Here is a 25,366-nt window from a genome sequence, read left to right on the forward strand (position 1 = left end):
GGGCGGCTCAGCGGCGGCTGCCGTCCAGCAGGACGCGCGCGACCAGGGCCGGGTCGTCGCTCATCGGCACGTGCCCGCACCCCGGCAGGCTCACCAGCCGGGCGTCGGTGATGGCGCGCTTGGCGCGAACGCCCTGCCGGCGCAGCAGCAGCCGGTCGCGGGTGCCCCAGGCGATGGTGACCGGCACACCCGGCACGTCGTGGGTGAACAGGACGTCGCGCCCCGCCGTGAGCGTCGGGTGAAAGCCGGACGCATGACGCAGCGCCAGCGTCTCGGCGACGACCGCCTCCGGTGACCGCCGCCCCGGGTGGGCGTAGACGGTGCTGGTCAGTGCCGCCCGCCCGGCAGCGGACCGTGACATCCGTTCGATCACCGGCAGGGGGAGGGACTCGGCGCCCGTCCGCATCGCGCGGAGCGTCCCGAAGGCGTACCGCCGTTCGCTCTCGTTCCAGAACCCCGCCGGGGCCAGCGCCGTCACGGACCGCACGCGCCTCTCGCGCCCCAGCTCAAGGGCGAGCAGCCCACCGAGCGAGTTGCCCGCCACGTGCGGCCGGTCAACGTCCAGGGTCTCGCACAGCATGCCCAGCACCCGGCCCACCGTGGGCAGGTCGTACGGCAGCCCGTCGGGCAGCGCGGGCGAGGAACCGAAGCCCGGCAGGTCGACGGCGATCACGTCCCGTTCGGCGGCCAGGATGTCGAGCACCGGCTGCCACGCCTGCCAGTGGTGCCCGATGCCGTGGAGGAGGAGCAGCGGCTGGCCGGAACCGGCCCGTTCGTACTCGAGCGTCAGTGTGCGGGGCCCCTGGAGGGACTCGACGGTGAACGAGACCTGTCCGGCCATGCTGGCTGCACCTGCTCCCTGCCTGGGCGCCCTGTTTGAGACGCTCTGTCAGCAACCATTACCGTTCGGTAGTGTTCAGTTCAAGGGGCACGGCCGTCCACATGTGGTCAGAACCGCATCCTTCTCACCTGGACACACCCTTTCCCGTCGGCTGGGATGGACGCGTGGCAACTGATACCCAGTCAGACGTCTCCGACGTCACCGGCATCGCCGAGGTCTTCGAAGCGCACCGGCCCGTCCTGACCGGCGTGGCCTACCGGATGCTCGGCCGTGTCGCCGACGCCGAGGACGTGGTCCAGGAGGCATGGCTCCGCTGGTCGGGCGCCGACCACGCCGCCGTCCGCGACGCGCGCGCCTTCCTCGTACGGATCACCACCCGGCTCGCCATCGACCGCCTCCGCCAGGCGCAGGCGCGGCGCGAGTCGTACGTCGGGCCGTGGCTCCCCGAGCCCGTCACCACGGACTTCGGGCCCACCGTCCCGGACACCGCCGAGCGCGCCGTGCTCGCCGACTCCGTCTCGCTCGCCGTCCTGGTCGTCCTGGAGTCCCTCTCGCCGCTGGAGCGCGCCGTCTTCGTGCTGCGCGAGGCGTTCGGCTTCCCGTTCGCGGAGATAGCCACCACCCTCGACCGGTCCGAGGCGGCGGTGCGCCAGCTCGCCGGCCGCGCTCGGCGCCACGTGGACGAGGGCCGCCGCCGGTACGACGTGGACCCGGCCGAGCGCCGTGACCTCACCGAGCGCTTCCTGGCCGCGGCCGCCGGCGGCGACCTGGGCGAGCTGCTCGCCCTGCTGGCCCCCGACGTCCGGCTGGTCGGCGACAGCGGCGGCAAGGCCAAGGCGCCGCTGCGCGTCATCGAAAGCGCCGACAAGGTGGGCCGCTTCTTCTTCGCCATCGCCAAGGCGCCCCTGCCGGGCTCGGAATACCGCTACACCGAGATCAACGGCGCCCCCGCGCTGGTCGTACTCGCGGACGGAAAGCCCGAAACCCTCATCCAGGTGGAAGCGGTCGACGGCCGGATCCACACCGTCTACGTCATCCGCAACCCGGACAAGCTGGCCGCTCTCACGCTGCCGCGACCGCTGACGTAAGCGGCTGGTCCGCCTCCCTTCCCACCGGCCCCGCGCTCCCCTCCCGGACGCGGGGCCGGCGCGTTCCCGCGCTCGCGTCCGGCGTGCATTGGTCTTGACCAAGGGGGACCGCCCCCTTATGGTCGGTCGGAGGGTTAGTGCAGGAACCTTTAATAAACAAGGCACGGAAAGCCGCCGGGGCAGGGCGATCGCGGAGGATCAGGGTGGGGACCACGCAGCTGGAATCGGTGCCGGAGCCCAAGTACTGGCACCTCAAGACCGTGATCAGCGAGGCGCTGGACTCGGATTTCGCGGTGGGGGAGATCCTGCCCAACGAGCGTGAACTGGCCGCCCGTTTCGGCGTCGCCCGTGCCACGCTGCGCCAGGCGCTCGAACAGCTCGAACTCGAAGGCCGCCTCCAGCGCCGCCGCGGGGTCGGCACCACCGTGGCCCCGCCGCGCGTGGGCGTCGACGTCTCCACCACCCAGCACCAGTGGCCCGGCCCGGGCGACGAGGCCTGGGAGCCGGTCGACTGTGTCTCCACCGTGCCGCCCGCCGCCGTCGCGCGCCTCCTCGACCTCGCCCCCGACGCCGACGAGGCGGTCCACTCCGTACGCCGTCTGCGCGTGACGCACGGCCAGCCGGTCGCCGCCGAGCAGCTGTACGTCCCCACCGCCTCGGTGCCGGACCTCACCGCCATCCAGGCGCCCTCCGGTCCGGCCCGCGCCCGTACCGTCCTGCGCGAGCTGCAGCGCCTCACCCTGGAGGGCCAGGAGCGCGCCGTCGAGCTGGGCTCCGCCCGCGCGGACGACGCCAGGGAGCTCGACCGGCTGCCCGGCGCCCCGGTGCTCGTCGTCACCACGCGGTACTTCTCCGAGGGCCGTACGGCGGCGGTCTCGGTGGCCACGTACCGCGCCGACACCTGCCGGCTCACCTTCGGCGACGCGGGCGACTTCCAGATCGCGTCCTGACGGCGCCGCCTGACCACGCCGCGCCCTCACCCGCGTGGTCGGGCCGGCGCGCACGGGCCAGGGGCCAGGGGATACCGGCCCGCCGTCCCGCTCTTCAGCGGCGGGCCGTCACCGTGCCCTCCACCGCGAAGAGCTGCTCCTCCACGTGCTCCAGCGCCAGTCGCAGCGCACCCGTCGCCACCGCCGCCTCACCCAGCATCGACAGCACCACCCGCGGCGGGCGCAGGCAGAACCGCGCCAACTCCTCCCGCAGCGGCGGGAGTATCCCGTCCAGACCGGCCGCCCAGCCGCCGATCACCACGACCTCCGGGTCCAGCGCCAGCACCAGGGCTCCCACGTCGTGCACCAGCCGCTGGATGAACCGCTCCACCGCCGCCCGCGCCCGCGCGTCGCCCTTCCGGGCCAGCGCGAACACCTCCGCCACCGCCTGCTCGTCCAGCGGGTGCAGCGGCTCGTCGGTCGTCGACAGCAGCTTCTCCGGCGTCGCCCCCCGCCCCAGCAGGTGCAGCGCGCCGATCTCCCCGGCGGCCCCGCCGAAGCCCCGGTGCAGCCGTCCGCCGATCAGCGAGCCGGCCCCGGGACTCAGCCCGGCGAGCACGAAAACGATGTCGTCCGAGTCGGTGGCGGCGCCCTTCCACTGCTCGGCCACCGCAGCCGCGTTCGCGTCGTTCTCCACCAGCACCGGGCAGCGGAACGAACGCCGCAGCCGCTCGCCCAGCGCCAGTCCGGTCCAGCCGGGCAGCGCCGTACCGAGCCGTACCGTCCCGTCCGCCTCCACGATGCCGGGCGTGCCGACGCCCACGGCGCGCAGATTGCTGCGCGGCACCCCCGTGCGCCGGAGCACATCGGCGACGACCGTCCGCACGCGCTCCAGCCGCTCGTCCGCCGAGGCCGTCTCCGAGACCTCGCGGGACCCCGCTCCTATGATCCGGCCGTCCAGCCCCGAGATGAGCGCGGCCACCCGGTGCGGGCCGATCTCGACGCCCATCAGGTGCCCGGCCTCCGCGCGGAACCGGAAACGCCGCGCCGGCCGCCCCTGGCGCCGGGCCTCACCCTCCTCGGCCGCGGCCTCGACCACCAGACCGGTTTCGATGAGCCCTTCGACCACGCCCTCGACGGTGGGCCGGGACAGGCCCGTGATGCGGGTGAGGTCCGTGAGCGTACGCGCGTCGGAGCCCCGCAGCGCATGGAGTACCACCGCGGAGTTGATCCGCCGCAACAGCGACGGATCTCCGCCGGTCAGCCGGCCCACCGTGTGTCCTCCCAGCTCGAACGCGTGTCTGCGGATCGTACTCAATGCCCGGACGGTCGGCGAGCGGCGCCCGGCGCCCGGCCCGGCGGGCCACCGGGCCGGTTCCGACGGTGCCACGCAACCCGCCGCGTACGCGCCGATCACCGCCTGCGTGAGGTCACGGGAAGGTTGGCCCGGCAAGATCGAACTTGCCTAGCATGTGCACGCCACTGACTGGGTGGCACGCCGCCCCGACGAAAGCGAACCATGCATCTCAAGCGGATCATCGCTGCGACCACCGCCCTCGTCTCCCTCTCTCTCGTCGCCGCCTGCGAGGATGCCGAGGCCGACCGTACGCCCGCCGTGTCCGGCCCCACCGCCGTGCCCGGCCCCTCCAAGGACGGCGGCGCCCACGCCGACACGCTCCAGCAGGCGCAGGTCTACGTCCAGCGGTACGCCTCGTGCGAGCGGATGAGTACGGACCCGACCGACGGCCGGCTGCCGCTCACCGAGTTCACCGCCCCCGGCAAGTGGTCGGTGACCGAGCGCGGGGTGTGCAGCGACCGCGTCGGGCACGGCGAGATCGTCTTCTACATGTTCTCCGACATGAAGGTGTTCCAGGAGGGCTACAAGCAGTACGTGCTGACGAAGATCGCTTCCGGGGACTCGGACTACGGCCTGTTCAGCCGTGTGCTCGTGGGGGAGAACTTCGCCGTCACTCCCACCGAGACCGCGACCGCGCTCACGCTCTCCCGCTCGGACCTGCGCGTCCTGACCTGCAACCCGACGGCCCGCGTGCCCGAGGGTTACCAGCAGCAGAAGGGCCTGGTCGACGGCTGCGTCCTGAGCGACTTCGTGGCGAGCGAGGACGGGGACGGCAGTCCCAACCTGGAGACCCCGAAGGACCCGGCCGCGGAAGGCGGGGCCCCGCAGCCGGACCGGCCCCAGGCGGGAAGCCCGGGCCTGCCGCGAGCGGGGAGTCTGGCCGAGCTGAAGCAGCTGGTGCACCCGCACACCGTCGACTGCACCGGCTACTCGACCGACCCCGCCACCGTCGCCGTCGAGTCGATCGACTACCAGCCGGTGATCACCGGCACCCCCCGCGACTGGGGCGTGAAGGAGCGGGCGATCTGCGGCGAGACCGGTGGAGCGCAGCGCGCGCACCACCTCACCTGGCTGGACACGGTGAGCGACATGGAGCTCCTGCAGACCCGCGCGAAGGCCGCCCAGCAGGAGGACCTGAAGGACGACAACCGCTTGAAGGCCACCGCGAGCAGGCTGCTCGTCGGCGAGAACATCGCGGTGGAGACCAACGACGTGGCCGTCCGCAGCGGCCTGTACCAGCTGCAGTTCCTCTCCCTGAACTGCCAACCCGGTTTCTCGCCCCCGGCCGGCTACCGCGTAGAGAAGGCGGGCGTCGAGGGCTGTGTGCTGACCAACTACGAGCCGGGGGCCGAAGTCGGCGGCCACTGAGCACGGCGACGCCGACGCGTCTTGCCGGGCCCGCGCCACCGGCCCCGGAAGCGGGCGGGTCTGCTCGCCATCGCGTCCGGGCCGGGCGTCACGAGCCTGGCGTACCCACCGGCAGAAGACCTGCGGCATCGAGCACGGTGGACGCGGGCAGGGAGAGCGCGTGAGCCAGCTCGTGCAGTTCCTGCTCGGTGGGGCGGATCGGGCCGGTGGCGCCGTCAACGGCGAACACCCGGATACGTGGGGTGCGGATACCGGTCAGTTCCGCAAGCGCCTGGGCGTTCAGACGGCGTCGGCGCATGGTGTCACGCAGCAGCTGTGCGAGGTCGGGCATCTCCCACCTCCGGGCGGGGGCTTGCACGGAACGTTACCCACCCGCCTGCCCCGAAACGTCGTGAGCAACCAGGCCCCCCACCGTCCTCTCGCTGCGGCCGGACCCGCGGGAGGGCCGCCGGACTCACGAGACACCGGCATATGTGCGGAAGGTCACTTCTGGCTCGCGGGTCTCGGGGTATTCGCTTCGGGCACACACGTGATCGAAACGGGGAGGCTCAACCTTGTTTGCGTACGTGATGACCGGGCCGGGTGCCATAGCGAGGGAACGGCTGGACGACCCGGTCTGCGCTCCCGACGAAGTCGTCCTGCGGACGGAAGCGGTGTCGGTGTGCTCCACCGACATCTCGTACTACCGGGGCCATCTCATACCGGAGGTCTGGCCGATCGTTCCAGGGCACGAGTACGTCGGGCGGGTGGTGGAGGTCGGTAAGGAGTTACACGGGATGGTCGGCGAGGGGGAGCGGCTGACCTACTGGGGGCAGACGGACTTCGGCGGCATGGCCGAGTACCGGGCGTTACGGCCGCTGTTCCCTCGCGACGCCCCCGAAAGGGAGCGCGTCTGGCATACCGGCCGGAACTTCTACGACGCGGCCCAGGCCGCGGCCGTACGGGTCCCGCACGACCTATCCGCGAGCCTGGCCACGCTCGCGGAACCGCTGACATCGGTCATGCGGTCCCTGCTGGTCAATCCGCCGCAACCCGGAGACAACGTCGTCCTGCTGGGATGCGGCCCGAGCGCGCTGCTCGCCCTGCAGGTACTCACGCGCTGCATGGGCGTGGGCCATGTCGTGGCCATCGACCACAACCAGGACCGGCTCGACGCCGCAGTCCGCCTGGGCGCCGCCGAGGTGTTCAACCCGGTGCGGCAGGCCGACGAACTGGAGGCGTTCGTCGCCGAGCACCAGGACCACTTCGCCGACTACGTCTTCGACGCGTTGCCGCACGTGGAGTTCGACGCTCATGGATACGACGTCCGCGAGCTGGCGATGATGCTGCTGTGGCCGGGACGCAACTACGTCGTCTACGGTGCCACTTCGCTGCCGCAGAGCCTGAAGACGTGGCTCATCCTGGCCAAGGGGCTCAAGGTTCAGGCCGCGCCTTTCGACGTCCGCATGTTCCCCATGCGCCGTACGGCCCATGTCCTCCGTACGGCAGTGGGTCTGCTCCGGCAAGGTGTGGTCGACGTGGCCCCCCTGCTCACCGCGACCGTCGACGCCGACGACGACACCGCTGTGCGGGACGTTTTTCGCCACTACGGGGTCGGGGGGTCGCTGAAGACCTCCATCAGTTTCCCCGCCGCATGGGACGGAAGCAGGCAGGAGGGCCCTCGTGCAGCAGCCGACCGCGGGTAAGACCGGTGTGGAAGCCGACGTGCGTCCTGCCGGCGCGGCACGTGCGGCGGTCAGCGTCTTCTTCTTCGTCCTGGGCACGGGATTCGGATCGTGGGTCGTACGGATTCCCGACGTCCAGCAGGACATCGGCCTCAGCAAGGGCTCCCTGGGTGCCGCCCTGCTGGCCGTCACGGTGGGGTCCCTGATCGGTATGCCGCTCGCCGGCTGGCTCGGCACCAGGCTGGACGGAGCCTGGGTGCTCCGGTTGTCCGGCGCGGTCCTGGCCCTGTCGGTAGCCCTTCCACCGTACGCAACCGGGTGGTGGAGCCTGGCCGCCGCCCTGGTCGTCCTGGGACTCGGGAACGGGGCACTCGGCGTGGCCATGAACGTCCAGGGCTCCCTCGTCGAACGCACCGTACAGCGCCCCATCATGTCCTCCCTGCACGGCGTGTTCAGCATCGGCGGGCTGACGGGCTCGTTGGCGGGCGGCGCCCTCTCCTCCGCGGGCGTCACCCCGCAGCTCCATCTCTCCGCGACCGCCCTCACCCTGTTGTGCCTCACCTTCGCGGCGGGCCCCTGGCTCCTGCCCGCCCCCGCCCACCGGGAGGGACGCGCCCCGGTCTTCGCCATGCCCGACAAGGTGGTGCTCACGGGGGGAGTGGTCGCCTTCTGCGTCCTGTTCGGGGAAGGAGCGGTCAGCGACTGGAGTGCGGTCTACCTCAAGACCGACCTCTCCTCGCCGGCGCTGGCGGGCATCGGGTACGCGGCCTTCGCCGGAGCCATGGCCGCGGGCCGACTGGCCGGCGACCGCTTGGCCGAAGCCGTGGGGCCCCGCCGACTGGTCACCCTGGGCGGACTGATCGGCACCGCGGGCATCTCCGCCGTGGTGCTCATCCCTGAACCGCTGCTCGCCATACCGGGTTTCGGCCTGATGGGTCTGGGTCTCTCGGTCGTGTATCCCCAGGTGCTCAGCGCCGCCGGGGCCGGATCCCCCTCACCGGACACGGCCATCGCAGCCGTGTCCACCATCGGGTATCTCGGCTTTCTCGTCGGCCCACCGGCCATCGGGGGGCTGGCCGAGATGACGTCACTTCGCCTGGCACTGGTCCTTGTGGCGGTCTGCTCGGCCCTGATCATCCCCCTGGCACACCGGGCACTCGCGACCGCCCCGTCCGCACATCGGTGAGCCGGCTCGTGAGGGCATCGTGACCAAGGGCCTCGCCCGGCATGACGGCCGGGTGGGCGGCGGTCGTCCCTGCCGGGTGCCTCTGCCCCCGGCCGGGGGCGCCTGACGGAACGCCAATTGTCAGTGGCGGCGGCTTTACTGGACCCATGACCACCGCTCGGCACCTGGCGACCATCGATCGGCTGCGCTCCCGCCCCTTCCCCGGGCAGCGCGGCAGATCGGACGCGGGCGACAGCGGCCCCGGCTACCACATCGCCGAGCTCGCCACGAGCGAGGAGTTCTGGGACGACGACGGCACGCGGCGCGCGCTCGTCGAGGAGCAGTACGAGGCGGAGCGCGACGCGCTGGCGGTGCTGTTGACCGCGCGCTGGGGCGAGCCGCAGAGCTTCAGCCTGTGGTCGGTCTTCGACCGGGGCATGGCGGGGGAGGAGATACCGGACCCCTGGGACATCCTCAGCAGCTCCGTGCCCGACGTCCACCTCTGGCGCGTGGACGGGCTCTGGATAGCCCTGGGGGTCTCGCACTGGGACAAGGAGCTGCCGTTCCAGCTGCTCGCCGTCGTCACGGAGACGGACCCGCCCTAGGACCCGCCTCAGGGTGGGACCTAGCCGTCCCGGCCGGGGCTCTCCTGGGCGGCGGCCCGCAGCCGGGCGAACTCCTCCGCCATCGTCTCCAGCGTCCAGTGGGCGTTGAGGCCGCTGGGGTTGGGCAGCACCCAGATCCGGGTGTCGCCGATCGTCCGCTCCTGCGGGCCTATCCGGGCCTTGCGGTCGTGGAAGGCTGTGCGGTACGCGGTGACACCGGCCACCGCGAGCCAGCGCGGGCGCAGCCGCGCCACCTTCAGCGCCAGCAGCCGGCCGCCCTCGCGGAACTCCTCCTCGCTCAGCTCGTCGGCGCGCGCGCTCGCCCGGGCGACCACGTTGGTGATGCCGAGGCCGTACGAGAGGAGTTCGTGCTGCTCCGCCGGCTTCAAGCGGCGGGGCGTGAAGCCCGACCGGTGCAGCACCGGCCAGAAGCGGTTGCCGGGCCGGGCGAAGTGGTGGCCCGTGGCGGCCGACATCAGCCCGGGGTTGATGCCGCAGAACAGCACGGACAAGCCGCCCGCGATCACATCGGGCACGATGCGGTCGCGGGCGGCTTCGAGTTCCTCAGGTGTCATACGGGTCGTGTGCCCCGAGGTCAGAGAATCGCACCGGGCGCGTACCCGGCGGCGTCCGGGTGCTGCTTGGCGATCTCCTCGATCCGGGCCACCACGACACCGACCTGGTCGGCCGCCGCGCCCGTGAACGACAGCTTGTCCGCCATCGCCGCGTCCAGCTGCGCCCGGTCCAGCGGGATGCGGTCGTCGGCCGCGAGCTTGTCCAGCAGCTCGTTGCGCTCGGCGCCCTGCTCCCGCATGGCCAGCGCGGAGGCGACGGCGTTCTCCTTGATGGCCTCGTGCGCGACCTCGCGGCCCACCCCGGCGCGCACCGACGCCATCAGCACCTTGGTGGTCGCCAGGAACGGCAGGTAGCGGTCCAGTTCGCGGGCGACGACCGCGGGGAAGGCGCCGAACTCGTCGAGCACCGTCAGGAAGGTCTCCAGCAGGCCGTCCAGCGCGAAGAACGCGTCGGGCAGCGCCACGCGGCGCACCACCGAGCAGGAGACGTCACCTTCGTTCCACTGGTCCCCGGCGAGCTCGCCGGTCATCGAGGCGTAACCGCGCAGGATGACCATCAGGCCGTTGACACGCTCGCAGGAGCGGGTGTTCATCTTGTGCGGCATCGCCGACGAGCCGACCTGGCCGGGCTTGAAGCCCTCGGTGACCAGCTCGTGCCCGGCCATCAGCCGGATCGTCTTCGCCAGCGACGACGGCGCGGCGGCCAGCTGGACGAGCGCCGTGACGACCTCGTAGTCGAGCGAGCGCGGGTAGACCTGGCCCACCGAGGTGAAGGCGTGCCCGAAGCCCAGGTGATGGGCGATCCGCCGCTCCAGCTCCGCCAGCTTCTCGGCGTCGCCGCCCAGCAGGTCCAGCATGTCCTGCGCGGTGCCCACCGGGCCCTTGATGCCGCGCAGCGGGTAGCGGCCCAGGAGCTCCTCCACCCGGGCGTACGCCACCAGCAGCTCGTCGGCCGCGGTCGCGAAGCGCTTGCCGAGGGTCGTGGCCTGCGCGGCGACGTTGTGCGAACGCCCCGCCATGACCAGCTCGCCGTACTCGCCCGCCAGCTTGCCCAGCCGGGCGAGCACCGCCACGGTGCGGTCGCGCATCAGCTCCAGCGAGAGCCGGATCTGCAGCTGCTCGACGTTCTCCGTGAGGTCGCGGGAGGTCATGCCCTTGTGGACCTGCTCGTGGCCCGCCAGCGCGTTGAACTCCTCGATCCGCGCCTTCACGTCGTGGCGCGTGACCTTCTCGCGTTCGGCGATCGACGCCAGGTCGACCTGGTCGAGGACCCGCTCGTAGTCGGCGAGGGCGGCGTCCGGCACCTCGATTCCGAGGTCCTTCTGGGCGCGCAGCACGGCGAGCCACAGCCGGCGCTCCAGCTTCACCTTCTGTTCGGGGGACCAGAGGACGGCGAGCTCCGCGGAGGCGTAGCGGCCGGCGAGGACATTGGGGATGCGAGGCTTCGCAGACGCAGCAGTCACGTGACCAGAGTCTAGCTGGCGGTTTGTGCAGGCCAGCGCCACGGTCCGGTTCGTCGGATGCTACGAGACGGCGTCGCTCTCCGGAACGGCGTCGCCCCGCGGAACGGGGCCGCTCCCCGGAGCCGGGAGTTCCGGCGAGTGCCTGGTGCCCGACGCCTCGGACCGTACCCCGGACCGCGCCCCGCGCGACGCCGGTGACCGCACCTCGGACGGCGCCTCGGACGGCGCCTCGGGCGGGGCCCCCGCCGGCGTCTCGGCCGGCAGCTCGCGCCGCACACCGGTCAGCACCTCGTACGGCAGCAGCTCCGGCCGCTTCGCCGGGCGGCCGTCGCCCGACGAGCGGCCCGTCAGCCGCCGCCCGATCCACGGCCCGAGGTGCTGCCGCGCGAACCGGGCGTCGCTCAGCCGCCGGGCCGCCCAGCCCGGTCGTGCGGCAGGGGGCAACGGCGCCCGCCAGTCCTCCTCGGCCTCCAGCCCCAGCGCCTGCCACACGGCCTCCGCCACCCGCCGGTGCCCCTCCGCCGTCAGGTGCAGCCGGTCCACGTCCCACAGCCGCTGGTCACCCAGCACCTCGGCGCCGTACAGGTCGACCACCAGCGCGCCGTGCCGGGCCGCGAGCTCGTCGACGTACGCGAAGAGCTCCTCCATGCGGGGCCGGAAGCGCTCCATCACCGGGCCGTTGCGGCCCGGGCTGCGCATGAGCACCAGCCGGCCGCACGACGGGGCGAGGCGCTCCACCGCCTCCTCCAGCAGGCCGCGCACCCGCCCCATGTCGCACTTCGGGCGCAGCGTGTCGTTGAGCCCGCCGACCAACGTGACGACGTCCGCCTTCATGGCCGCCGCGAGGCCCACCTGCTCCTCGACGATCTGGCCGATCAGCTTGCCGCGCACGGCGAGGTTCGCGTACCGGAACCCGGGCGTACGGGCGGCGAGGCGGCCCGCCAGGACGTCGGCCCAGCCCCGGTAGGAGCCGTCGGGGAGGAGGTCCGACATGCCCTCGGTGAAACTGTCGCCCACCGCGACGAAACTGGTGTAGGTGGCATTCATCTCCATGGCGGGGTGATCGTATCGCCAGGCCCTAACCCGTCCGAGGGCGGCCCACCAGCTCCCGCAGCACGTCCTCCATCGTGACGAGCCCGGCCAGTTTGCCGTTGTCGTCCAGGACCGCCGCCAGGTGCGTGCGGCTGCGGCGCATCGCCGTCAGGACGTCGTCCAGCGGCGTGGCCGCCCGCACCCGGGCGATCGGCCGCATCGCCGACACCGGGAACGGCAGGTCGCGCGGGAACACGTCCAGCGCGTCCTTCACATGGAGGTATCCGAGGATGCCCCGGGTGGCGTCCACCACCGGGAAGCGCGAGAACCCGGACCGCGCCGAGAGCTCCTCCAGCTCGGCGGGCGTCGTCCCGACCCGCGCGTACACCACCCGCTCCACCGGCATCACCACGTCGCGCACCGGCCGGCGACCCAGCTCCAGCGCGTCGTGCAGCCGCTCCGTCGCCCGGTCGTCCAGCAGCCCCGCATGCGCCGCGTCCGTCACCATCCGCGCCAGCTCGTCGTCCGAGAACGTCGCCGAGACCTCGTCCCGCACCTCCACGCGGAGCAGCTTCAGAAGTGCGTTGGCGAACGCGTTGATCGTGAAGATCACCGGACGCAGCGCCCGGGTCAGCGCCACCAGCGGCGGCCCGAGGAGCAGCGCGAGCCGCGTCGGCTCCGCCAGCGCGACGTTCTTCGGCACCATCTCGCCCAGCAGCATGTGCAGGTACGTGGCCACCGACAGCGCGATCACGAACGAGATCGGGTGCACCAGCCCGTGCGGTACGCCCACCGCGTCGAAGACCGGCTCCAGCAGGTGGGCGATCGCCGGCTCGGCGACCACACCGAGCACCAGCGTGGAGAGCGTGATGCCCAGCTGAGCCGCCGCGAGCAGCGCGGAGACGTGCTCCAGGCCCCAGATGACGCTGCGCGCCCGCCGGTCCCCGGCCTCGGCGTACGGCTCGATCTGGCTGCGGCGCACCGAGATCAGGGCGAACTCGGCGCCGACGAAGAAGGCGTTGACGACGAGCGTCAGGAAACCGATCAGGAGCTGGATCGCGGTCATCGGCCGGCCTCCCCGGAGCCACCGGCGCGGCGGCCGCCGTCCTTGTGGTCAGGTGACCCGTGGTCGTCATGCGCCCCGCCCAGGGGCTCCGTGGGCGCGTGCAGCAGCACCCGCGCGGCCCGGCGCCCGGAGGCGTCCACCACGTCGAGCCGCCACCCCGCGAGCTCGATCCGGTCGCCGACGACCGGTATGCGGCCCAGCTCCGTCGCGATGAGCCCGGCGAGCGTCTCGTACGGCCCCTCCGGCACGCGCAGCCCGATCGTCTCCAGCTGGTCGGTCCGCGCGGCGCCGTCCGCCGACCACAGCAGCCGGCCGTCGGCGTCCTCGCCCACCCGCGCGAGGTCCGGCGTCTCGTGCGGGTCGTGCTCGTCGCGCACCTCCCCGACGACCTCCTCGACGATGTCCTCCAGCGTCACGACACCGGCCGTGCCGCCGTACTCGTCGATGATGACCGCCATCGTCCGCTTGCCGGAGAGCCGGTCGAGCAGCCGGTCCACCGTGAGCGACTCCGGTACGAGCAGCGGCTCCCGCAGGATCTCGGTGACCGGCGTGCGCGGCCGCCGCTCGGCCGGGATGGCCAGGACGTCCTTGATGTGCGCGGTGCCGATCACCGTGTCGAGGCCGCCCCGGTAGACCGGGAACCGCGACAGGCCGGTGGCGCGCGTGGCATTGGCGACGTCCTCCGCGGTGGCCTGCGCCTCCAGGGCGGTCACCTGCACGCGCGGGGTCATGACGTTCTCGGCGGTCAGCTCGGCGAGGTTCAGGGTGCGGACGAACAGCTCCGCCGTGTCCGCCTCCAGGGCGCCCTGCTTGGCGGAGTGGCGTGCCAGGGCCACCAGCTCCTGCGGGCTGCGCGCGGAGGCCAGCTCCTCGGCCGGCTCCAGGCCGAGCCGGCGCACCAGACGGTTCGCGGTGTTGTTGAGGTGGCCGATCAGCGGCCTGAAGGCGGCGCTGAAGATCCGCTGCGGAGTGGCGACGACCTTGGCGACGCCCAGCGGGGAGGAGATCGCCCAGTTCTTGGGGACCAGCTCGCCGACGACCATCAGGACCACCGTCGACAGACCCGTGCCGATGACGAGGGCGATCGACGACGCGGCCGACGCCGACAGCCCCATGTCCTGGATCGGTCCCCGGATCAGCTTGGCGATCGACGGCTCGGAGAGCATGCCCACGATCAGATTGGTGACGGTGATGCCGAGCTGCGCCCCGGAGAGCTGGAAGGTGAGGGAGCGTACGGCCTTGAGGGCGCCGGGCGCGCCGCGCTCACCCCGCTCGACCGCCCGTTCGAGCTCGCTCCGCTCGATGGTGGTGAGGGAGAACTCGGCCGCGACGAACCCGCCGCACGCCACGCAGAGCAGTAGCGCCACGACGAGCAGAAGGACTTCGGTCATCGCTTCACCTCCGTCCCATGGTCGGACAGGGAGCGGAGGAATGCGCGATGTCGCGTACCGGGGGGCTCGCCCATGGGCGGACGCTCACACCTTTCGGTCGGTCGAGTCGGTCGGTCAGTCAGGTCGGAATGTCGGTCGGGTCGGTCGGAGTCTTCTCCGGCGGATGCCCACCCATGGTAAAAGGACGGTAAAGTGCTCAGGCCTCCAGGGGTCCACTCGCCGACGACTCGCCGCCCAAGGGCTTGATCCAGCGGCTCCAGTGCGACTCCCGGCTGTAGCCGGCGGCCCGCCACGCGTGGTGCGCCGACGTGTTCCTGTCGAGGACCATGGCGTCACCGCGCCGCCCCCCGAGGCGCACGAAACGCTCCTCGGCGGCCGCGAGCAGCGCCCCACCGACGCCCTGGCGGCGATGGTCCGGATGGACGGCCAGCCGGTACAGGTGGCAGCGCCAGCCGTCGAAGCCGGCGATCACCGTGCCCGCGAGCTCGCCGTTCCGCTCGGCGAGGAGGAGTGCTTCCGGGTCACGGGCGACCAGGCGCTCCACGCCGTCGCGGTCGTCGCTGATGCTGGTGCCCTCGGCGGCGATCTTCCAGAAGGCGAGGACGGCGTCGAGGTCGGCCGGTCGGGCGGCCCGTATCCGAAGATCGTTCATGCCCTCCATCCTCCACGACGCCCAGCGGCCGGTACACGTCCCTTGTCGCTGCTAGCGCGGCCGCGCTAGCGTGAAGTGTGGCCAAGACCCAGCTGAACGTTCGCGTGGACGAATCCACCGCCGAAGCCGCCCGCCGCCGGGCGCAGCAGCGGGGTGTCAGCGTGAACCGCTACATCGAGGAACTCGTCCAGCAGGACGCCGGGGAAGTGGGACGCACCTTCGTCGAGGCGGCGGCCGACTTCATGAAGCAGTACGAAGCCGTCTTCGCGGAGGAGTTCGGCGCCGCGGAGCACCGGCCGCCGGAGGACCATCCGGCGAAGGGCGGCGGCAAGCGCGCCAAGGGCAAGCGGTGAGCGATCCGCGTCGAGCGCCGCACGGCCGGGGGCGTCCGGCGGTGCCGAGGGCGGGCGCCGTCCCCGGATGAGCCTCTCCATCGACCTCGCCTGGCTCCTCATGGTCGCCGAGCACAAGACCCCCGGCGACCCCCAGGTCATCGACTGGGGCGCGCTCGTCGCGGCCGTCGCGCGGCACGACGCCGAGATCTTCGGTACGGCCGTCTACGCCGACCCGCCCGCGCGCGCCGCCGCGCTGCTCCAACTGCTGCTGCACGTCCCGGCCCTGGAGCACTCCAACGCGATGTTCGCGTCCGCCGTCGCGTACGGCTACCTCGTCGCCTGCGGCCTCAAGGTGGTCACCTCGCCCGAGCAGGTGCGGGACCTCGCGCGCCTGGTCAAGGCGGGGGAGGCGGACGTCCGCGCCATCGCGGCGGAGCTGCGGCAATGGAGCCTGTGAACCCCCTAGGAGACGGGGCGCCGCGTCGCGTGCGCCTCCCGGTAGCGCGAGGGCGGGATGCCGTAGCGGTTGGTGAAGGCCTGGCGCAGGGTCTCGGCCGACCCGAAGCCGCACCGGGCGGCCACGCTCGCCAGCGGTAGCGCGGTGGACGCGAGGAGCTGTGCGGCGGCCTCGGTACGGGCCTGGCGTACGAACCGGCCCGGCGTCTGACCGAGGTGCTCCAGGAACAGCCGGGTGAGGTGGCGCGGGGTCACGCCCGCGAGCGCGGCCAGCGCCACCGTGCTCAGATCGCCGCCCGGGTGGCCGGTGATGTGGTCGACGAGCCGGCGCACCAGGTCGTCGCGGGGCGGGGGAGCGGCCGTGAAGAGGCTCATCTGGGCCTGGTTGCCCGGGCGTTGCAGGTACGTGACCAGGTGGCGGGCGACCAGCCGGGCCAGCTCGGCGCCGTGGTCCTCCTCGATGAAGGCGAGGGTGAGGTCGAGTGCGCTCGTGATGCCCGCCGCCGTGGAGATGTTGCCCTCGCGGATGTAGATGGGGCTCGGGTCCACGGTGACCTCGGGGTGACGGGCGGCCAGCCGGGCCGCGAACTGCCAGTGCGTGGTGGCGCGGTGGCCGTCCAGCAGCCCGGTGGCGGCCAGGATCGCGGCCCCGGTGCACACCGAGGCCACGCGCCGGCTCTCCTTGGCCAGGCGGCGGACATGCCCCACGAGCCGCGGGTCGCCGGCCGCCCGCTCGACCTCCAGGCCGCCCGAGACGACGAGCGTGTCGAGCGGGCCGACGAGCCGCTCCAGGGACTGCTGGCTGAGCAGCGTGAACCCCGAGCCGCAGACGATCGGCCCGCCGCCCGGCGCCACCAGGACCACGTCGTACGGGCGGGCCAGGGAGCCGAGGTGGTTCGCCATGACGAGGGTGGTGGTCACGCACGCGATGTCCAGCAGCTCGGCCGTGTCGAAGCCGACCACGGCCACTCGCCGATCCGTCATGCGAGGACCCTATGTCGGAAGGACCGGTACCCCAAGGTTCGGGACATGACCGCGCGGACCGTACGCGGACGGGGCCGGCGGGCCGGAGAGTGGACTCGTCCACGACCGCCGCCTCGCCGCTCCGGGAGAGACCTCATGACCACTGACGCCGCCCGCGGAACCGGAACCGAAACCGGGGCCGGAACCGGGGCTGATACGACACCGAACGCGCCCGCGCCCGTACGCCCCGCTCAGCCCGTCCAGCCAGTCCAGCCTCCCCGGCTCTCCCGGCCTTCGCCGCCTACCCCGTCTTCCCCGTCCTCTCCGCCTACCTTGTCTTCCCGGCTCTCCGGAGTCCTGCGCCTCCTCGGGCACCGCTGGCCCACCTGGCTCGCACTCGCCGTGGTGGCCGCGACGTTCCTCGACGGAACCCCGCCCGTGGCACGCCTGGCGGCCCTCCTCGCCCTGATGCCGCTCTTCTACCTGGCCTTCGGCGCGGTGCGCGGCCACCTGCGCGGCCCCCGTGTCCTCGCCCTCCAGATCGCCGGGCTGCTGGTCTTCGCCGCGGTCGCGCTGGTGGCGCTGACGGCCGACCGGACGACCGCGCACCACCTGCTGGCGGCCGGCTGGTTCGCCCACGCGGTCTGGGACTTCGCCCACCACCGCGCCGACCGGGTGGCCCCCCGCGCCTGGTCGGAGTGGTGCTGCGTGGTGGACCTCCTCGGCGCGGCGGCGATCCTCCTCGCGGCCTGACGGGCGGGACGAGCGCGACGGGACGACCGTGCCCGGTCGCGCGCCCCCGGCGTCGCCGCTCAGTCGGCAGCGGCGTCGCCGAACCACCTCGGCAGGTGATCGAGCAGACCCTGCTGATCGTCCCCGACCCAGGCCACGTGACCGTCCGGGCGCAGCAGCGCCGCGGGAACGTCCAGTTCCTCGCTGACCTCCACGACGTGGTCGACCCGGTCCGCCCAGCCCGCTGCCGACAACCGGCCGGTCTGGTCCAGCAGCAGCCCGCGGCCGCCGCGCATCCGGTCGTAGAGGCGCCCCCGCTTCAGCTTCAGGTCCCGCAGCCGCCGGCCGACGAGTTCGTGCCCCTCGCCGAGGTCGTAGCGGACCGCGATCGCGGTGATCTTCTCGATCAGGTAGCGGTTCACCTCCTCGAACTCCATCAGTTCCCCCATCAGCCGGCGCACGGCCCGGGCGCCCGGCTCGGAGGACAGCAGCTCGGTCTGCGCTCGGGTGTTGTCGAGGACGTCGGCGGCCACCGGGCGCCGCTCCGTCTGGTAACTGTCCAGCAGCCCCTCCGGCGCCCAGCCGCGCACCTCGGCGGCCAGCTTCCAGCCGAGGTTGAACGCGTCCTGGATGCCGAGGTTGAGCCCCTGCCCGCCGGTCGGCGGGTGGACGTGCGCCGCGTCACCGGCCAGCAGCACCCGGCCGACACGGTAGCGATCGGCCAGCCGGGTGGCGTCGCCGAACCGGGACAGCCAGCGGGGGGAGTGCACGCCGAAGTCGGTCCCGGCGAAGTCCCGCAGCCGCCGCTTGAACTCCTCGAAGGTCGGCGGGACCGTGCGGTCCTCCGCTACGCCGTCGGCGGGCACGATCACGCGGTAGGTCCCGCCTTCCAGGGGCATGGTGCCGAACCGCCATTCGGTCTTGCGGACCTCCGCCACCACGGCCGCGAGCTCCTCGGGGGCCATGGCCACTTCCATCTCCCCGAGCAGCGTCTCGACCCTGGCGGGCTCTCCGGGGAAGCCCACGCCGAGCAGCTTGCGCACGGTGCTGCGGCCGCCGTCGCAGCCGACGAGGTACCGCGCGCGCAGCCGCGTGCGCCCCCCGGCGGCCACGCCCCCCTCGCCGGGGGCGCCCCCACCGGCCAGTTCGGCGGTCACCCCGTCTTCGTCCTGGCTCAGCCCCACCAGCTCGCAGCCGCGCCGGACGTCGACGCCGAGCTCGGTGGCGCGCTCGGCCAGCAACCGCTCGGTGGTGCTCTGCGGGATGCCGAGGACGTACGAATGCGCCGTGTCCAGCCCGGCGGGCCACGTGGTGCCGATGCCCGCGAAGAACCCGCCGGTCTCGTACTTCCGGCCGAGCGGGAGGAACCGCTCCAGCAGGCCGCGCTGGTCCAGCACCTCGATGCTGCGCACGTGGAGGCCGAGCGCGCGGGCCTGCCTGCTCGGCTCCGCCAGTCTGTCCAGCACCACCACGTGGACACCGTGCAGCCGCAGTTCGCCGGCCAGCATGAGACCGGTCGGTCCGCCCCCGGCGATGATCACGTCGATCATGAAATGAATCCCCCATTCAGTGAGACGAGCCACCTGGTACCTGCACAGACCGGCAAAGCACCTGTACTTCGCGAATCCCTGATTTCCGCAGGTTCCGGCTCAGGTGGGGGATTCTGCAGCACTATGGGGGCCTTGCCGCAAGGCCCCCAGTGCGCTATACCTTGAGAGTGGCAAGGAGTGGGTAACCTCCTTGCCTTTGCTTTTTTGCGCGCGGCTCTACGGTTCGAGAACGTGCCGGAGATAGGCGTGCGGGTCGGCGAGGTAGCGGCGCCAGTGGTCCACGACGCCGAGCTCGCGCCACGCGACCCGCCGTATGCCGTGCTCGCCGACCTCCAGGATGTCCGCGCCCGGCAGGGCGGTGAGCAACGGCGAGTGCGTGGCACAGATGACCTGGCCGCCCTCCTTCGCCAACCGGTCGATGTGCCCGATCAGTTCCAGGCAGGAGGAGAAGGAGAGCGCCGCCTCCGGCTCGTCCAGAATGTAGAGCCCGGCGTGGAGGAACTTCCCGCGGAACGCCGCGAGGAAGCCCTCGCCGTGGCTGACGGAGCCGGGCGAGAAACCTTCCCTGTCCAGGGCGTCCAGCGCGGTCTCGGCCCGCAGGAAGAAGCCCTTGCGGGCCGACCAGCTGGTGGCCATACGGCGCCCGCGCCCCGATGCCGCGTCGAACCTCATCCGCTCGCCGAGCGTCGACTTGCCGCGCGGGGAGGAGTAACGCCAGTCGTGGGACCCGCCGTAGGAGTCCAGACCGAAGCCCTCGGCCAGCGCCTCGACCAGGGTCGACTTCCCCGAGCCGTTCTCACCGACCAGGAAGGTCACCGGCGCGGTGAAGCTCAGTCCTTCGTCGACCAGCTGGCGGACGCAGGGCACCGACCAGGGCCAGGCGCTCTCGTCGTACGAGGAGAGAGGGGCATAGGCGCGTTCGACAATCACGCGTCCAGTGTCCCCCGGCTCCGGAAACGCCTCTCCGAGGCGGCGGCGTGCGTCCTGCTCGGTGCACGACGGCCCGCACGACGCTAGCGTCCACTTCGTGATCGTATGGCTCAACGGAACCCACGGCGCAGGCAAGACGACGACCAGCGTGCTCCTCCAGCAGCTGATCCCGGACTCCCGGGTGTTCGACGCCGAGAAAGTCGGCGAGACACTCATGGACATCACGCCAGGACTGCCCGCGACGGACAACTTCCAGCACTGGACGCCATGGCGGCCGCTCGTGGTCGAGACCGCCCGACGCGTCCTCGACTACACCGGCGGAACCCTGGTGATGCCCATGACCGTCCTGGTCGAGCAGTACTGGCGCGAGATCAGCTCGGGCCTTGCCCAGCATGGCATTCCGGTCCGGCACTTCGTCCTCCACGCCGACCAGGACACCCTCCGCGCGCGCATCGCGGGCGACACCGTGCTCGGCCCCGACTCCCCGTTCCGTCTCCAGTACCTCGAGCCCTACGCCGAGGCGGCCCGCACGTGGCTGCACGCCGAGGCCGAGGTCGTCGACACCACGCGCCTCACCCCCGCACAGGCCGCCCGGCAGATCGCAGAGGCCGTCAAGAGCCTCAGTAGTCGAGCTCCACGTAGTCGATGTCCGTGAACTCCACCTGGAGGCCCGCCGCCCGCCGCCCGCGGTCCTTGAAGTACTGCTCCTGAAGCGCCTCGGCGGCGATGGCACGCAGTTCCTGTTCGGCCGCGCCCGCCGCCTGGGCGTCGAAGAGGCGGGCCGCGTAGGCGGGGGGAAGGTGCTGGGTGATCAGGCGCAGGCGGCTGTCGTCGGTCGAGCCGGGGGCGGCCGTGAAGCCGAAGCGGGCGCGCGTCTCGATCACGATGCCGCCGGTCGTCGCGGCCGCCTCGCGGGCCCGCTGCCGGACGCGCGGCTGCCAGGACTTGCGGACCTCGGCGAGCAGCCGCGCCGCCAGCTCCGGCCGAGGGTGCTTGATCTGGCCCTTGACGTACCGCTCCACCGTGCGCTGCGAGACGCCCAGGCGCCGCGCCACCGCGCGCGTGGAGCCCTTCTCGCTCCGGACGAGGAACCGCACCTGCGCCGGAGCCGACTTGGGGAGGGGGCGCGTGAAGGTGTGCTCCGCCGCCCGTTCGAGGCTGTCGCCCAGGATGCCCATCGCTCGGTCCTACTCCCCGTCCGCCACGGCGTCCGTGCCCTTGATGTGCCGGGCCGGATTGTGGCCCTCGTCCAGCAGGCGCACCGCCCACATCAGGGACTGCGTGCCCTCGTGCTTGACCATGCCCGGCGATACGCCGAGCCGGAAGCCGCCCGGCAGCGGCTTGCCGTCCGGGGTGCGCGGCAGGAAGTCCAGCGGGCTGGGGCCGTCGGACAGGTACACGGCGCAGTCGGACAGCACCGCGATCGGGAACAGCCCCGCCCCCTCCGCGAGCCGCAGCATCTTGCGGTGCATGTTGACCCGGGCGGCCGCGATCACGGCCGCCCGGATGTCCGGGCGCCAGGTGGGGCGTTCCAGCGCGGGCCACCGCTCGCCGGGGCGGTAGCCGGCGCCCTGCGGCCGCTCCCGGAGCTTGCCGATGCCGCCCTTGACCGTCGCCTTGACGGCCGACAGCACCGCGGCCCGGCCCGGGTCCTTCGCCTTGTACTCCTCGGCCGCCTCCATCGCCGCGAGGAACTCCGCCTCCGGCATCCCCGCACGCACGCCGAACTCCTCCATCGTCGCCAGATAGGCGTCGCGCAGCCGCGTGTACCAGGCGTCCAGGTAGGCGCCGTTCGAAGGGCGTACGTACGCCTCGACGGGCGTGACCTCGTGGCCGAGCTCGACGGCGTACGCGACGGTCGGGGTGGCGTACCACGCCGGCCCCTCCGGCCGTGCGCCGTGCGGCGTGAACGGGCTCGGCAACCGCGGGTCCACCTCGACCGACGACAGGTCCACCAGCCAGGAGCCGGGGACCTTCTTGTCGAAGACCGGCGACGTGACGTGGACCGGGGCGCCCAGCCCGACCGTGAGGCGGTTCGCGGCCGCCGCGAACGCCATGTTCACGTCGATGCCGACGGCGTACGGCCGGGCGCACTCCGCGTCGGTGAGCAGCTCCGGATCGCGGATCCAGTCGTACGCCTCCTCGTCGAGCACCTGGTCGGGCGTGCGCTGGTGCCCGCGCGGGTACAGCGCCGCGACGACCGGGTGCTCGTCCGGGGCCTCCGGCGGCGCCGGGTCGACGGCCTCGGTGAGGGTGCCGGGGCTGGGCGCGGACACCCATGAGCCGGTGGCCTCGTCCTTCACCGCGCGCGTCGGCGGGCGCAGCGCGGTCATCAGCTGCAGACCGCAGACGGCGGTGGTCCCGCGCGGCGTGATGACCCGGGCGGCGTACGTCGCGAGCGTGTCGGCCAGCTCGGCCGGGGGCAGGCCGGCGGCCCCGCCCCACGTACGGCCGTCCAGCGCCCCCCAGGGCAGGACGGCGAACTGCACGCACCGGCGGCGACTGCCCTGCGCCGGGCGGTACACCCAGGCCCAGGGCCCGAACCCGCGGCGCGTCAGCAGCCAGTCGGCCTTCCTGAGCCGCCGTACGACCTCGTGGTCGTCGGGGAGCCGCAGCCCGCGCCGGTCCGCCAGCTCGGCCGGCAGCCCGAGCCGTACGGCCGCCGACTCCGTCAGCACCACGAGCGGGTCGGCGTCCTGCCCGTTGCGGTGCAGCCGGGGCGCGCCCAGCCGCGCCTCGCCCAAGGCCCACTCGACGAGCGAGGGGATGTCGGTGGCCGGGCAGTCGAGGACGAGCCCGGCGGCGCAGTACGCGCTGCCGTCCCCGTCCAGCACGGCCACCGGGCCGTGCGCGAAGCGCTCGTCGACCGCCTCTCGCGCGGGGGCCTCGCTCCGCGCCGCTGGTGTTGTACGGACGCGACCGGCCACCGTCCCGGGCCCAGCCTCGCCGGGCGCGCGCCGCCCCTGCGGCGCGGGCACCCGCCCGGCGGGGCCGCTGCCGCTGCCGCCGGCGCCGTACGGAGCCGGAACCGGAGCCGCGGCCGGACTTTCCGCCGGAGCGGGAGCCTCCGCCCGCACCGGAACCTCCTCCGCCGGAGCGGGAGCCTCCGCGACCGGTGCCGGAGTCTCCTCCGCCGGGTCCGGCTCCGCGGCCTCCGGGTGCCGTTCCGCCAGCCCCGACAGCAGCCGCGCGTACGCCGCCCGCTTCGGCGGGCGCGGGTCCGAGCGGCCGGTTTCCCAGGACGTGATGGTCTCGCGGCGGACGGAGAGCGCCTGGGCGATCTGGTCCCGGCTCAGCCCCGCCGCCTCGCGCAGGCGGCGGCGCTCGGCCGGGGCGGGGAGGGCCGCCACCTGCTCCAGCAGCGCGTCGACCGCTGCGAACAGCTGCTCCTGCTCATCAGACACACGGTCACCCTAACGTCAGCCGCCCGGGCACCGGGCCACCCCCAGCACGCACGGTGACGACGGCAGCCGCGGCCCCTTCTCCGGGAGGCGGAACCGGCGGTACGAGACGACCTCGAACCCCGCCGCCCCGAGCGCCGCCAGCGGGTCGCGCGCCGTGTGGCACCCGCCGAAGAGCGTCGGCCACACCGTGCGGTCCAGGGCCCGCTGCGCCGTCGCCAGGGCCCGTCCCTCCGCCCGCCCGTGTTCGAAGAACCGCAGCTCACCGCCCGGCCGCAGGACCCGCCGCAGCTCCGCGAGGGCGCGCGGCAGGTCCCGTACCGTACACAGCACCAGCGACGCCACCGCCGCGTCGAAGGCCTCGCTCTTGACCGGCAGCGCCTCCGCCACGCCCGGCACCACGTCCACCGGTACGTCGGAGCGCAGCGCTGCGCTGACCGCCAACTGCCGCAGCCGCCGTTCCGGTTCGATGGCGACGACCTCGGAGACGGCTCCCGGGTAGTGGGCGAAGTTCAGGCCGTTCCCGGCGCCGATCTCGATGACGCGGCCGGAGAGCCCGGCCAGCAGCTCGTCGCGGTACGCGGCCACCCTGCCCTTCGTGTCCATCGCGACGCTCATGCGCGCGTAGAAGCGGGCGAAGAGGGGGTGGTGGACGGTGTCCCGCATCGCGGACCTCCCGGCGAGAGGGGGTGGGCGGACACCGTCAGTTTCCCCCCGTCAGCCGCCGACGAAGCAGAACTCGTTGCCCTCGGGGTCCCGCAGCACCTGGAAGCGGCCGTGGTCGTCCGTCACGATCTCGTCGACCCGCACCGCGCCGAGCCGTACCGCCTCGTCGGCCGCCGCCTCCACGTCGCCGCCCTCCAGGTCGAGGTGGAGCCGGTTCTTCGCCGCCTTGCCCTCCGGCACGCGCTGGAAGGCGACGCGTACGAACCCCGGCGGCTCCACGTACGACCAGCCGGGACTGCGGTCCACCGGCTCGCCGCCCAGCAGCGCGGCCCAGAAGCGGACCAGCGCGGCCGGGTCGGCGCAGTCGAACACGATCTCATTCACTCGAGCACGCATGCCCAGCAGCCTACGACTGCTCAGGGGCGTACGGCCGCGGCGAACTCCTCCGCGTCCCAGGTGCCCCCGAGGGCCGGGGCGAGCCAGGACGCCGCCCGCTCCCGGAAGGCGTCCACCGGCAGCGCCCCCGCGCCCGCGGGCACCGCGCCCAGCAGCGGCGCCCCGGCCGATTCCGGAAGGTCCGTGACGTTGCAGCGCTCGGCCAGGCCGGGCTCGTCCGGCCAGCTGCCGATGACCACGCCCAGCTGGGCCAGGCCGCGCGCCCGCAGCGCCTCGCCCGTCAGCGTCGCCATGTTGAGCGTGCCGAGCCCGGCGGGCGCCACGACCAGGACCGGTGCGTCCAGCAGCCGCGCCGCGTCCGCGAGGGTGCCGCCCTCGGCGTCGTACCGTACGAGGAGACCGCCGGCGCCCTCGACCAGGACCAGGTCGTACTCCTCGGCCAGCTTCCGCGCGGCCCGCGCCACCTCCTCCGGCGCCACCGGCGCCATCCCGGCGCGCCGCGCGGCCGTCGCCGGGGCCAGGGGCTCGGGGAAGCGGACCAGTTCGACGGGCGTGACACCCTCGCCGGCGAGGCGTACGACCTCGTCCGCGTCGCCGAGCTCGCCGGGGCCGACGCCCGTCTGCGCGGGCTTCAGCACCGCCACCGACCGGCCCGCCGCCCGCGCCACCGCGGCGACGGCCGCCGTGACGACGGTCTTGCCGATCTCCGTGCCCGTCCCGCTGACCACCAGTACCGTCATC

The 25,366-nt window shown here is 73.1% G+C and carries 26 protein-coding genes and 1 pseudogene; 10 read left to right on the forward strand and 17 right to left on the reverse strand.

From position 1 onward, the window contains the following. Positions 1-7: 7 nt before the first annotated feature. Positions 8-841, reverse strand: a complete 834-nt coding sequence (locus tag AC07FJ_RS25540; RefSeq protein ID WP_479051624.1) for an alpha/beta fold hydrolase — start codon at positions 839-841, stop codon at positions 8-10. Positions 842-1,005: 164 nt separating this feature from the next. Between AC07FJ_RS25540 and AC07FJ_RS25545 the strand changes: the two genes are divergently transcribed. Both AC07FJ_RS25545 and AC07FJ_RS25550 read left to right on the forward strand, forming a co-directional pair. After that, positions 1,006-1,929, forward strand: a complete 924-nt coding sequence (locus AC07FJ_RS25545; protein WP_479051625.1) for an RNA polymerase sigma-70 factor — start codon at positions 1,006-1,008, stop codon at positions 1,927-1,929. A gap of 203 nt (positions 1,930-2,132) precedes the next feature. After that, positions 2,133-2,879 carry a GntR family transcriptional regulator gene (locus AC07FJ_RS25550; RefSeq protein WP_468291376.1) on the forward strand — a complete coding sequence of 249 codons (747 nt, stop codon included), beginning with the start codon at positions 2,133-2,135 and terminating at the stop codon, positions 2,877-2,879. A gap of 94 nt (positions 2,880-2,973) precedes the next feature. On the opposite strand, the gene AC07FJ_RS25555 is transcribed toward AC07FJ_RS25550, so the two are convergent. Continuing rightward, positions 2,974-4,131, reverse strand: coding sequence for an ROK family transcriptional regulator (locus AC07FJ_RS25555; RefSeq protein ID WP_479051841.1), 1,158 nt, complete (start codon positions 4,129-4,131; stop codon positions 2,974-2,976). A gap of 246 nt (positions 4,132-4,377) precedes the next feature. Here AC07FJ_RS25555 and AC07FJ_RS25560 point away from each other — a divergent pair, with 246 nt between their 5' ends. After that, a complete protein-coding gene (locus tag AC07FJ_RS25560; protein WP_479051627.1) occupies positions 4,378-5,583 on the forward strand; it encodes a hypothetical protein in 1,206 nt (401 codons plus the stop codon). Between the two features lie 88 nt (positions 5,584-5,671). Here the strand turns inward: AC07FJ_RS25560 and AC07FJ_RS25565 are convergent, their stop codons facing one another. Next, complete coding sequence (locus AC07FJ_RS25565) at positions 5,672-5,914, reverse strand: XRE family transcriptional regulator (protein WP_479051628.1); 243 nt, start codon at positions 5,912-5,914, stop codon at positions 5,672-5,674. A gap of 223 nt (positions 5,915-6,137) precedes the next feature. Between AC07FJ_RS25565 and AC07FJ_RS25570 the strand changes: the two genes are divergently transcribed. From AC07FJ_RS25570 to AC07FJ_RS25580, 3 genes are all read left to right on the forward strand, one after another. Continuing rightward, positions 6,138-7,268 (forward strand): zinc-dependent alcohol dehydrogenase, encoded by a 1,131-nt coding sequence (locus AC07FJ_RS25570; RefSeq protein WP_479051629.1) that lies wholly within the window; start codon positions 6,138-6,140, stop codon positions 7,266-7,268. Beyond that, positions 7,246-8,433 carry an MFS transporter gene (locus tag AC07FJ_RS25575; RefSeq protein WP_479051630.1) on the forward strand — a complete coding sequence of 396 codons (1,188 nt, stop codon included), beginning with the start codon at positions 7,246-7,248 and terminating at the stop codon, positions 8,431-8,433. Before AC07FJ_RS25570 ends, AC07FJ_RS25575 begins: the two co-directional genes overlap by 23 nt. 146 nt (positions 8,434-8,579) lie before the next feature. Then, a complete protein-coding gene (locus AC07FJ_RS25580) occupies positions 8,580-9,017 on the forward strand; it encodes a hypothetical protein (protein ID WP_479051632.1) in 438 nt (145 codons plus the stop codon). Between the two features lie 20 nt (positions 9,018-9,037). Here the strand turns inward: AC07FJ_RS25580 and mug are convergent, their stop codons facing one another. From mug to AC07FJ_RS25610, 6 genes and pseudogenes are all read right to left on the reverse strand, one after another. Next, on the reverse strand, positions 9,038-9,592 hold the full coding sequence (mug, locus tag AC07FJ_RS25585) for a G/U mismatch-specific DNA glycosylase (RefSeq protein ID WP_479051634.1): 555 nt from the start codon (positions 9,590-9,592) through the stop codon (positions 9,038-9,040). A gap of 20 nt (positions 9,593-9,612) precedes the next feature. Beyond that, complete coding sequence (gene purB / locus AC07FJ_RS25590; RefSeq protein ID WP_479051636.1) at positions 9,613-11,055, reverse strand: adenylosuccinate lyase; 1,443 nt, start codon at positions 11,053-11,055, stop codon at positions 9,613-9,615. A 288-nt stretch (positions 11,056-11,343) separates the two neighbouring features. Continuing rightward, positions 11,344-12,108 (reverse strand): annotated as a pseudogene (locus AC07FJ_RS25595) (SGNH/GDSL hydrolase family protein); the annotation flags it as partial. A 25-nt stretch (positions 12,109-12,133) separates the two neighbouring features. Beyond that, on the reverse strand, positions 12,134-13,153 hold the full coding sequence (locus AC07FJ_RS25600; RefSeq protein ID WP_479051638.1) for a hemolysin family protein: 1,020 nt from the start codon (positions 13,151-13,153) through the stop codon (positions 12,134-12,136). Further along, entirely contained in the window at positions 13,150-14,544 is a 1,395-nt protein-coding gene (locus AC07FJ_RS25605) for a hemolysin family protein (RefSeq protein WP_479051640.1), read from the reverse strand. The genes AC07FJ_RS25600 and AC07FJ_RS25605 overlap by 4 nt, the downstream gene beginning before the upstream one ends. Before the next feature lie 196 nt (positions 14,545-14,740). Further along, on the reverse strand, positions 14,741-15,196 hold the full coding sequence (locus AC07FJ_RS25610) for a GNAT family N-acetyltransferase (RefSeq protein WP_479051642.1): 456 nt from the start codon (positions 15,194-15,196) through the stop codon (positions 14,741-14,743). Positions 15,197-15,273: 77 nt separating this feature from the next. Here AC07FJ_RS25610 and AC07FJ_RS25615 point away from each other — a divergent pair, with 77 nt between their 5' ends. Together AC07FJ_RS25615 and AC07FJ_RS25620 are read left to right on the forward strand one after the other, a co-directional pair. Further along, complete coding sequence (locus AC07FJ_RS25615) at positions 15,274-15,549, forward strand: toxin-antitoxin system HicB family antitoxin (protein WP_361420499.1); 276 nt, start codon at positions 15,274-15,276, stop codon at positions 15,547-15,549. 67 nt (positions 15,550-15,616) lie between these two features. Further along, positions 15,617-15,988 (forward strand): fic family toxin-antitoxin system, toxin component, encoded by a 372-nt coding sequence (locus AC07FJ_RS25620; protein WP_361420496.1) that lies wholly within the window; start codon positions 15,617-15,619, stop codon positions 15,986-15,988. Positions 15,989-15,993: 5 nt separating this feature from the next. Here the strand turns inward: AC07FJ_RS25620 and AC07FJ_RS25625 are convergent, their stop codons facing one another. Beyond that, positions 15,994-16,971, reverse strand: a complete 978-nt coding sequence (locus AC07FJ_RS25625; RefSeq protein WP_479051644.1) for a GlxA family transcriptional regulator — start codon at positions 16,969-16,971, stop codon at positions 15,994-15,996. Between the two features lie 312 nt (positions 16,972-17,283). Between AC07FJ_RS25625 and AC07FJ_RS25630 the strand changes: the two genes are divergently transcribed. Further along, positions 17,284-17,703 (forward strand): hypothetical protein, encoded by a 420-nt coding sequence (locus AC07FJ_RS25630; protein WP_479051645.1) that lies wholly within the window; start codon positions 17,284-17,286, stop codon positions 17,701-17,703. Positions 17,704-17,762: 59 nt separating this feature from the next. On the opposite strand, the gene rox is transcribed toward AC07FJ_RS25630, so the two are convergent. Continuing rightward, positions 17,763-19,232, reverse strand: a complete 1,470-nt coding sequence (gene rox / locus AC07FJ_RS25635) for a rifampin monooxygenase (RefSeq protein WP_479051646.1) — start codon at positions 19,230-19,232, stop codon at positions 17,763-17,765. 216 nt (positions 19,233-19,448) lie between these two features. Further along, positions 19,449-20,162 carry an AAA family ATPase gene (locus tag AC07FJ_RS25640; RefSeq protein ID WP_479051647.1) on the reverse strand — a complete coding sequence of 238 codons (714 nt, stop codon included), beginning with the start codon at positions 20,160-20,162 and terminating at the stop codon, positions 19,449-19,451. Between the two features lie 97 nt (positions 20,163-20,259). Here AC07FJ_RS25640 and AC07FJ_RS25645 point away from each other — a divergent pair, with 97 nt between their 5' ends. Then, complete coding sequence (locus tag AC07FJ_RS25645; RefSeq protein ID WP_479051648.1) at positions 20,260-20,817, forward strand: P-loop nucleotide/nucleoside kinase family protein; 558 nt, start codon at positions 20,260-20,262, stop codon at positions 20,815-20,817. Here AC07FJ_RS25645 and tpg read toward each other — a convergent pair. Genes tpg through bioD form a run of 5 tightly spaced genes read right to left on the reverse strand, consistent with a single transcriptional unit; the run spans position 20,783 to position 25,365 of the window. Next, on the reverse strand, positions 20,783-21,340 hold the full coding sequence (gene tpg / locus AC07FJ_RS25650) for a telomere-protecting terminal protein Tpg (protein ID WP_361420479.1): 558 nt from the start codon (positions 21,338-21,340) through the stop codon (positions 20,783-20,785). The genes AC07FJ_RS25645 and tpg overlap by 35 nt on opposite strands. 9 nt (positions 21,341-21,349) lie before the next feature. Continuing rightward, the gene (gene tap / locus AC07FJ_RS25655) at positions 21,350-23,566 is read right to left on the reverse strand and encodes a telomere-associated protein Tap (RefSeq protein WP_479051649.1); all 2,217 of its coding nucleotides are present in this window, start codon (positions 23,564-23,566) and stop codon (positions 21,350-21,352) included. A 15-nt stretch (positions 23,567-23,581) separates the two neighbouring features. Continuing rightward, a complete protein-coding gene (locus AC07FJ_RS25660; protein ID WP_479051651.1) occupies positions 23,582-24,229 on the reverse strand; it encodes a class I SAM-dependent methyltransferase in 648 nt (215 codons plus the stop codon). Positions 24,230-24,280: 51 nt separating this feature from the next. Further along, positions 24,281-24,625 (reverse strand): VOC family protein, encoded by a 345-nt coding sequence (locus AC07FJ_RS25665; RefSeq protein WP_479051652.1) that lies wholly within the window; start codon positions 24,623-24,625, stop codon positions 24,281-24,283. Between the two features lie 20 nt (positions 24,626-24,645). Continuing rightward, on the reverse strand, positions 24,646-25,365 hold the full coding sequence (gene bioD, locus AC07FJ_RS25670) for a dethiobiotin synthase (RefSeq protein ID WP_479051653.1): 720 nt from the start codon (positions 25,363-25,365) through the stop codon (positions 24,646-24,648). Position 25,366: the final 1 nt, after the last annotated feature.

The organism is Streptomyces sp. NPDC045998, from assembly GCF_056430285.1.

Excerpts from the sequence above, each read along its gene's own strand:
- AC07FJ_RS25540 (WP_479051624.1), bottom strand. The coding sequence starts at position 841 with ATGGCCGGACAGGTCTCGTTCACCGTCGAGTCCCTCCAGGGGCCCCGC.
- AC07FJ_RS25560 (WP_479051627.1), top strand. The coding sequence starts at position 4,378 with ATGCATCTCAAGCGGATCATCGCTGCGACCACCGCCCTCGTCTCCCTC.
- AC07FJ_RS25565 (WP_479051628.1), bottom strand. The coding sequence starts at position 5,914 with ATGCCCGACCTCGCACAGCTGCTGCGTGACACCATGCGCCGACGCCGT.
- AC07FJ_RS25580 (WP_479051632.1), top strand. The coding sequence starts at position 8,580 with ATGACCACCGCTCGGCACCTGGCGACCATCGATCGGCTGCGCTCCCGC.
- mug (WP_479051634.1), bottom strand. The coding sequence starts at position 9,592 with ATGACACCTGAGGAACTCGAAGCCGCCCGCGACCGCATCGTGCCCGAT.
- AC07FJ_RS25600 (WP_479051638.1), bottom strand. The coding sequence starts at position 13,153 with ATGACCGCGATCCAGCTCCTGATCGGTTTCCTGACGCTCGTCGTCAAC.
- AC07FJ_RS25605 (WP_479051640.1), bottom strand. The coding sequence starts at position 14,544 with ATGACCGAAGTCCTTCTGCTCGTCGTGGCGCTACTGCTCTGCGTGGCG.
- AC07FJ_RS25610 (WP_479051642.1), bottom strand. The coding sequence starts at position 15,196 with ATGAACGATCTTCGGATACGGGCCGCCCGACCGGCCGACCTCGACGCC.
- AC07FJ_RS25620 (WP_361420496.1), top strand. The coding sequence starts at position 15,617 with ATGAGCCTCTCCATCGACCTCGCCTGGCTCCTCATGGTCGCCGAGCAC.
- AC07FJ_RS25625 (WP_479051644.1), bottom strand. The coding sequence starts at position 16,971 with ATGACGGATCGGCGAGTGGCCGTGGTCGGCTTCGACACGGCCGAGCTG.
- rox (WP_479051646.1), bottom strand. The coding sequence starts at position 19,232 with ATGATCGACGTGATCATCGCCGGGGGCGGACCGACCGGTCTCATGCTG.
- tpg (WP_361420479.1), bottom strand. The coding sequence starts at position 21,340 with ATGGGCATCCTGGGCGACAGCCTCGAACGGGCGGCGGAGCACACCTTC.
- AC07FJ_RS25660 (WP_479051651.1), bottom strand. The coding sequence starts at position 24,229 with ATGCGGGACACCGTCCACCACCCCCTCTTCGCCCGCTTCTACGCGCGC.
- AC07FJ_RS25665 (WP_479051652.1), bottom strand. The coding sequence starts at position 24,625 with ATGCGTGCTCGAGTGAATGAGATCGTGTTCGACTGCGCCGACCCGGCC.
- bioD (WP_479051653.1), bottom strand. The coding sequence starts at position 25,365 with ATGACGGTACTGGTGGTCAGCGGGACGGGCACGGAGATCGGCAAGACC.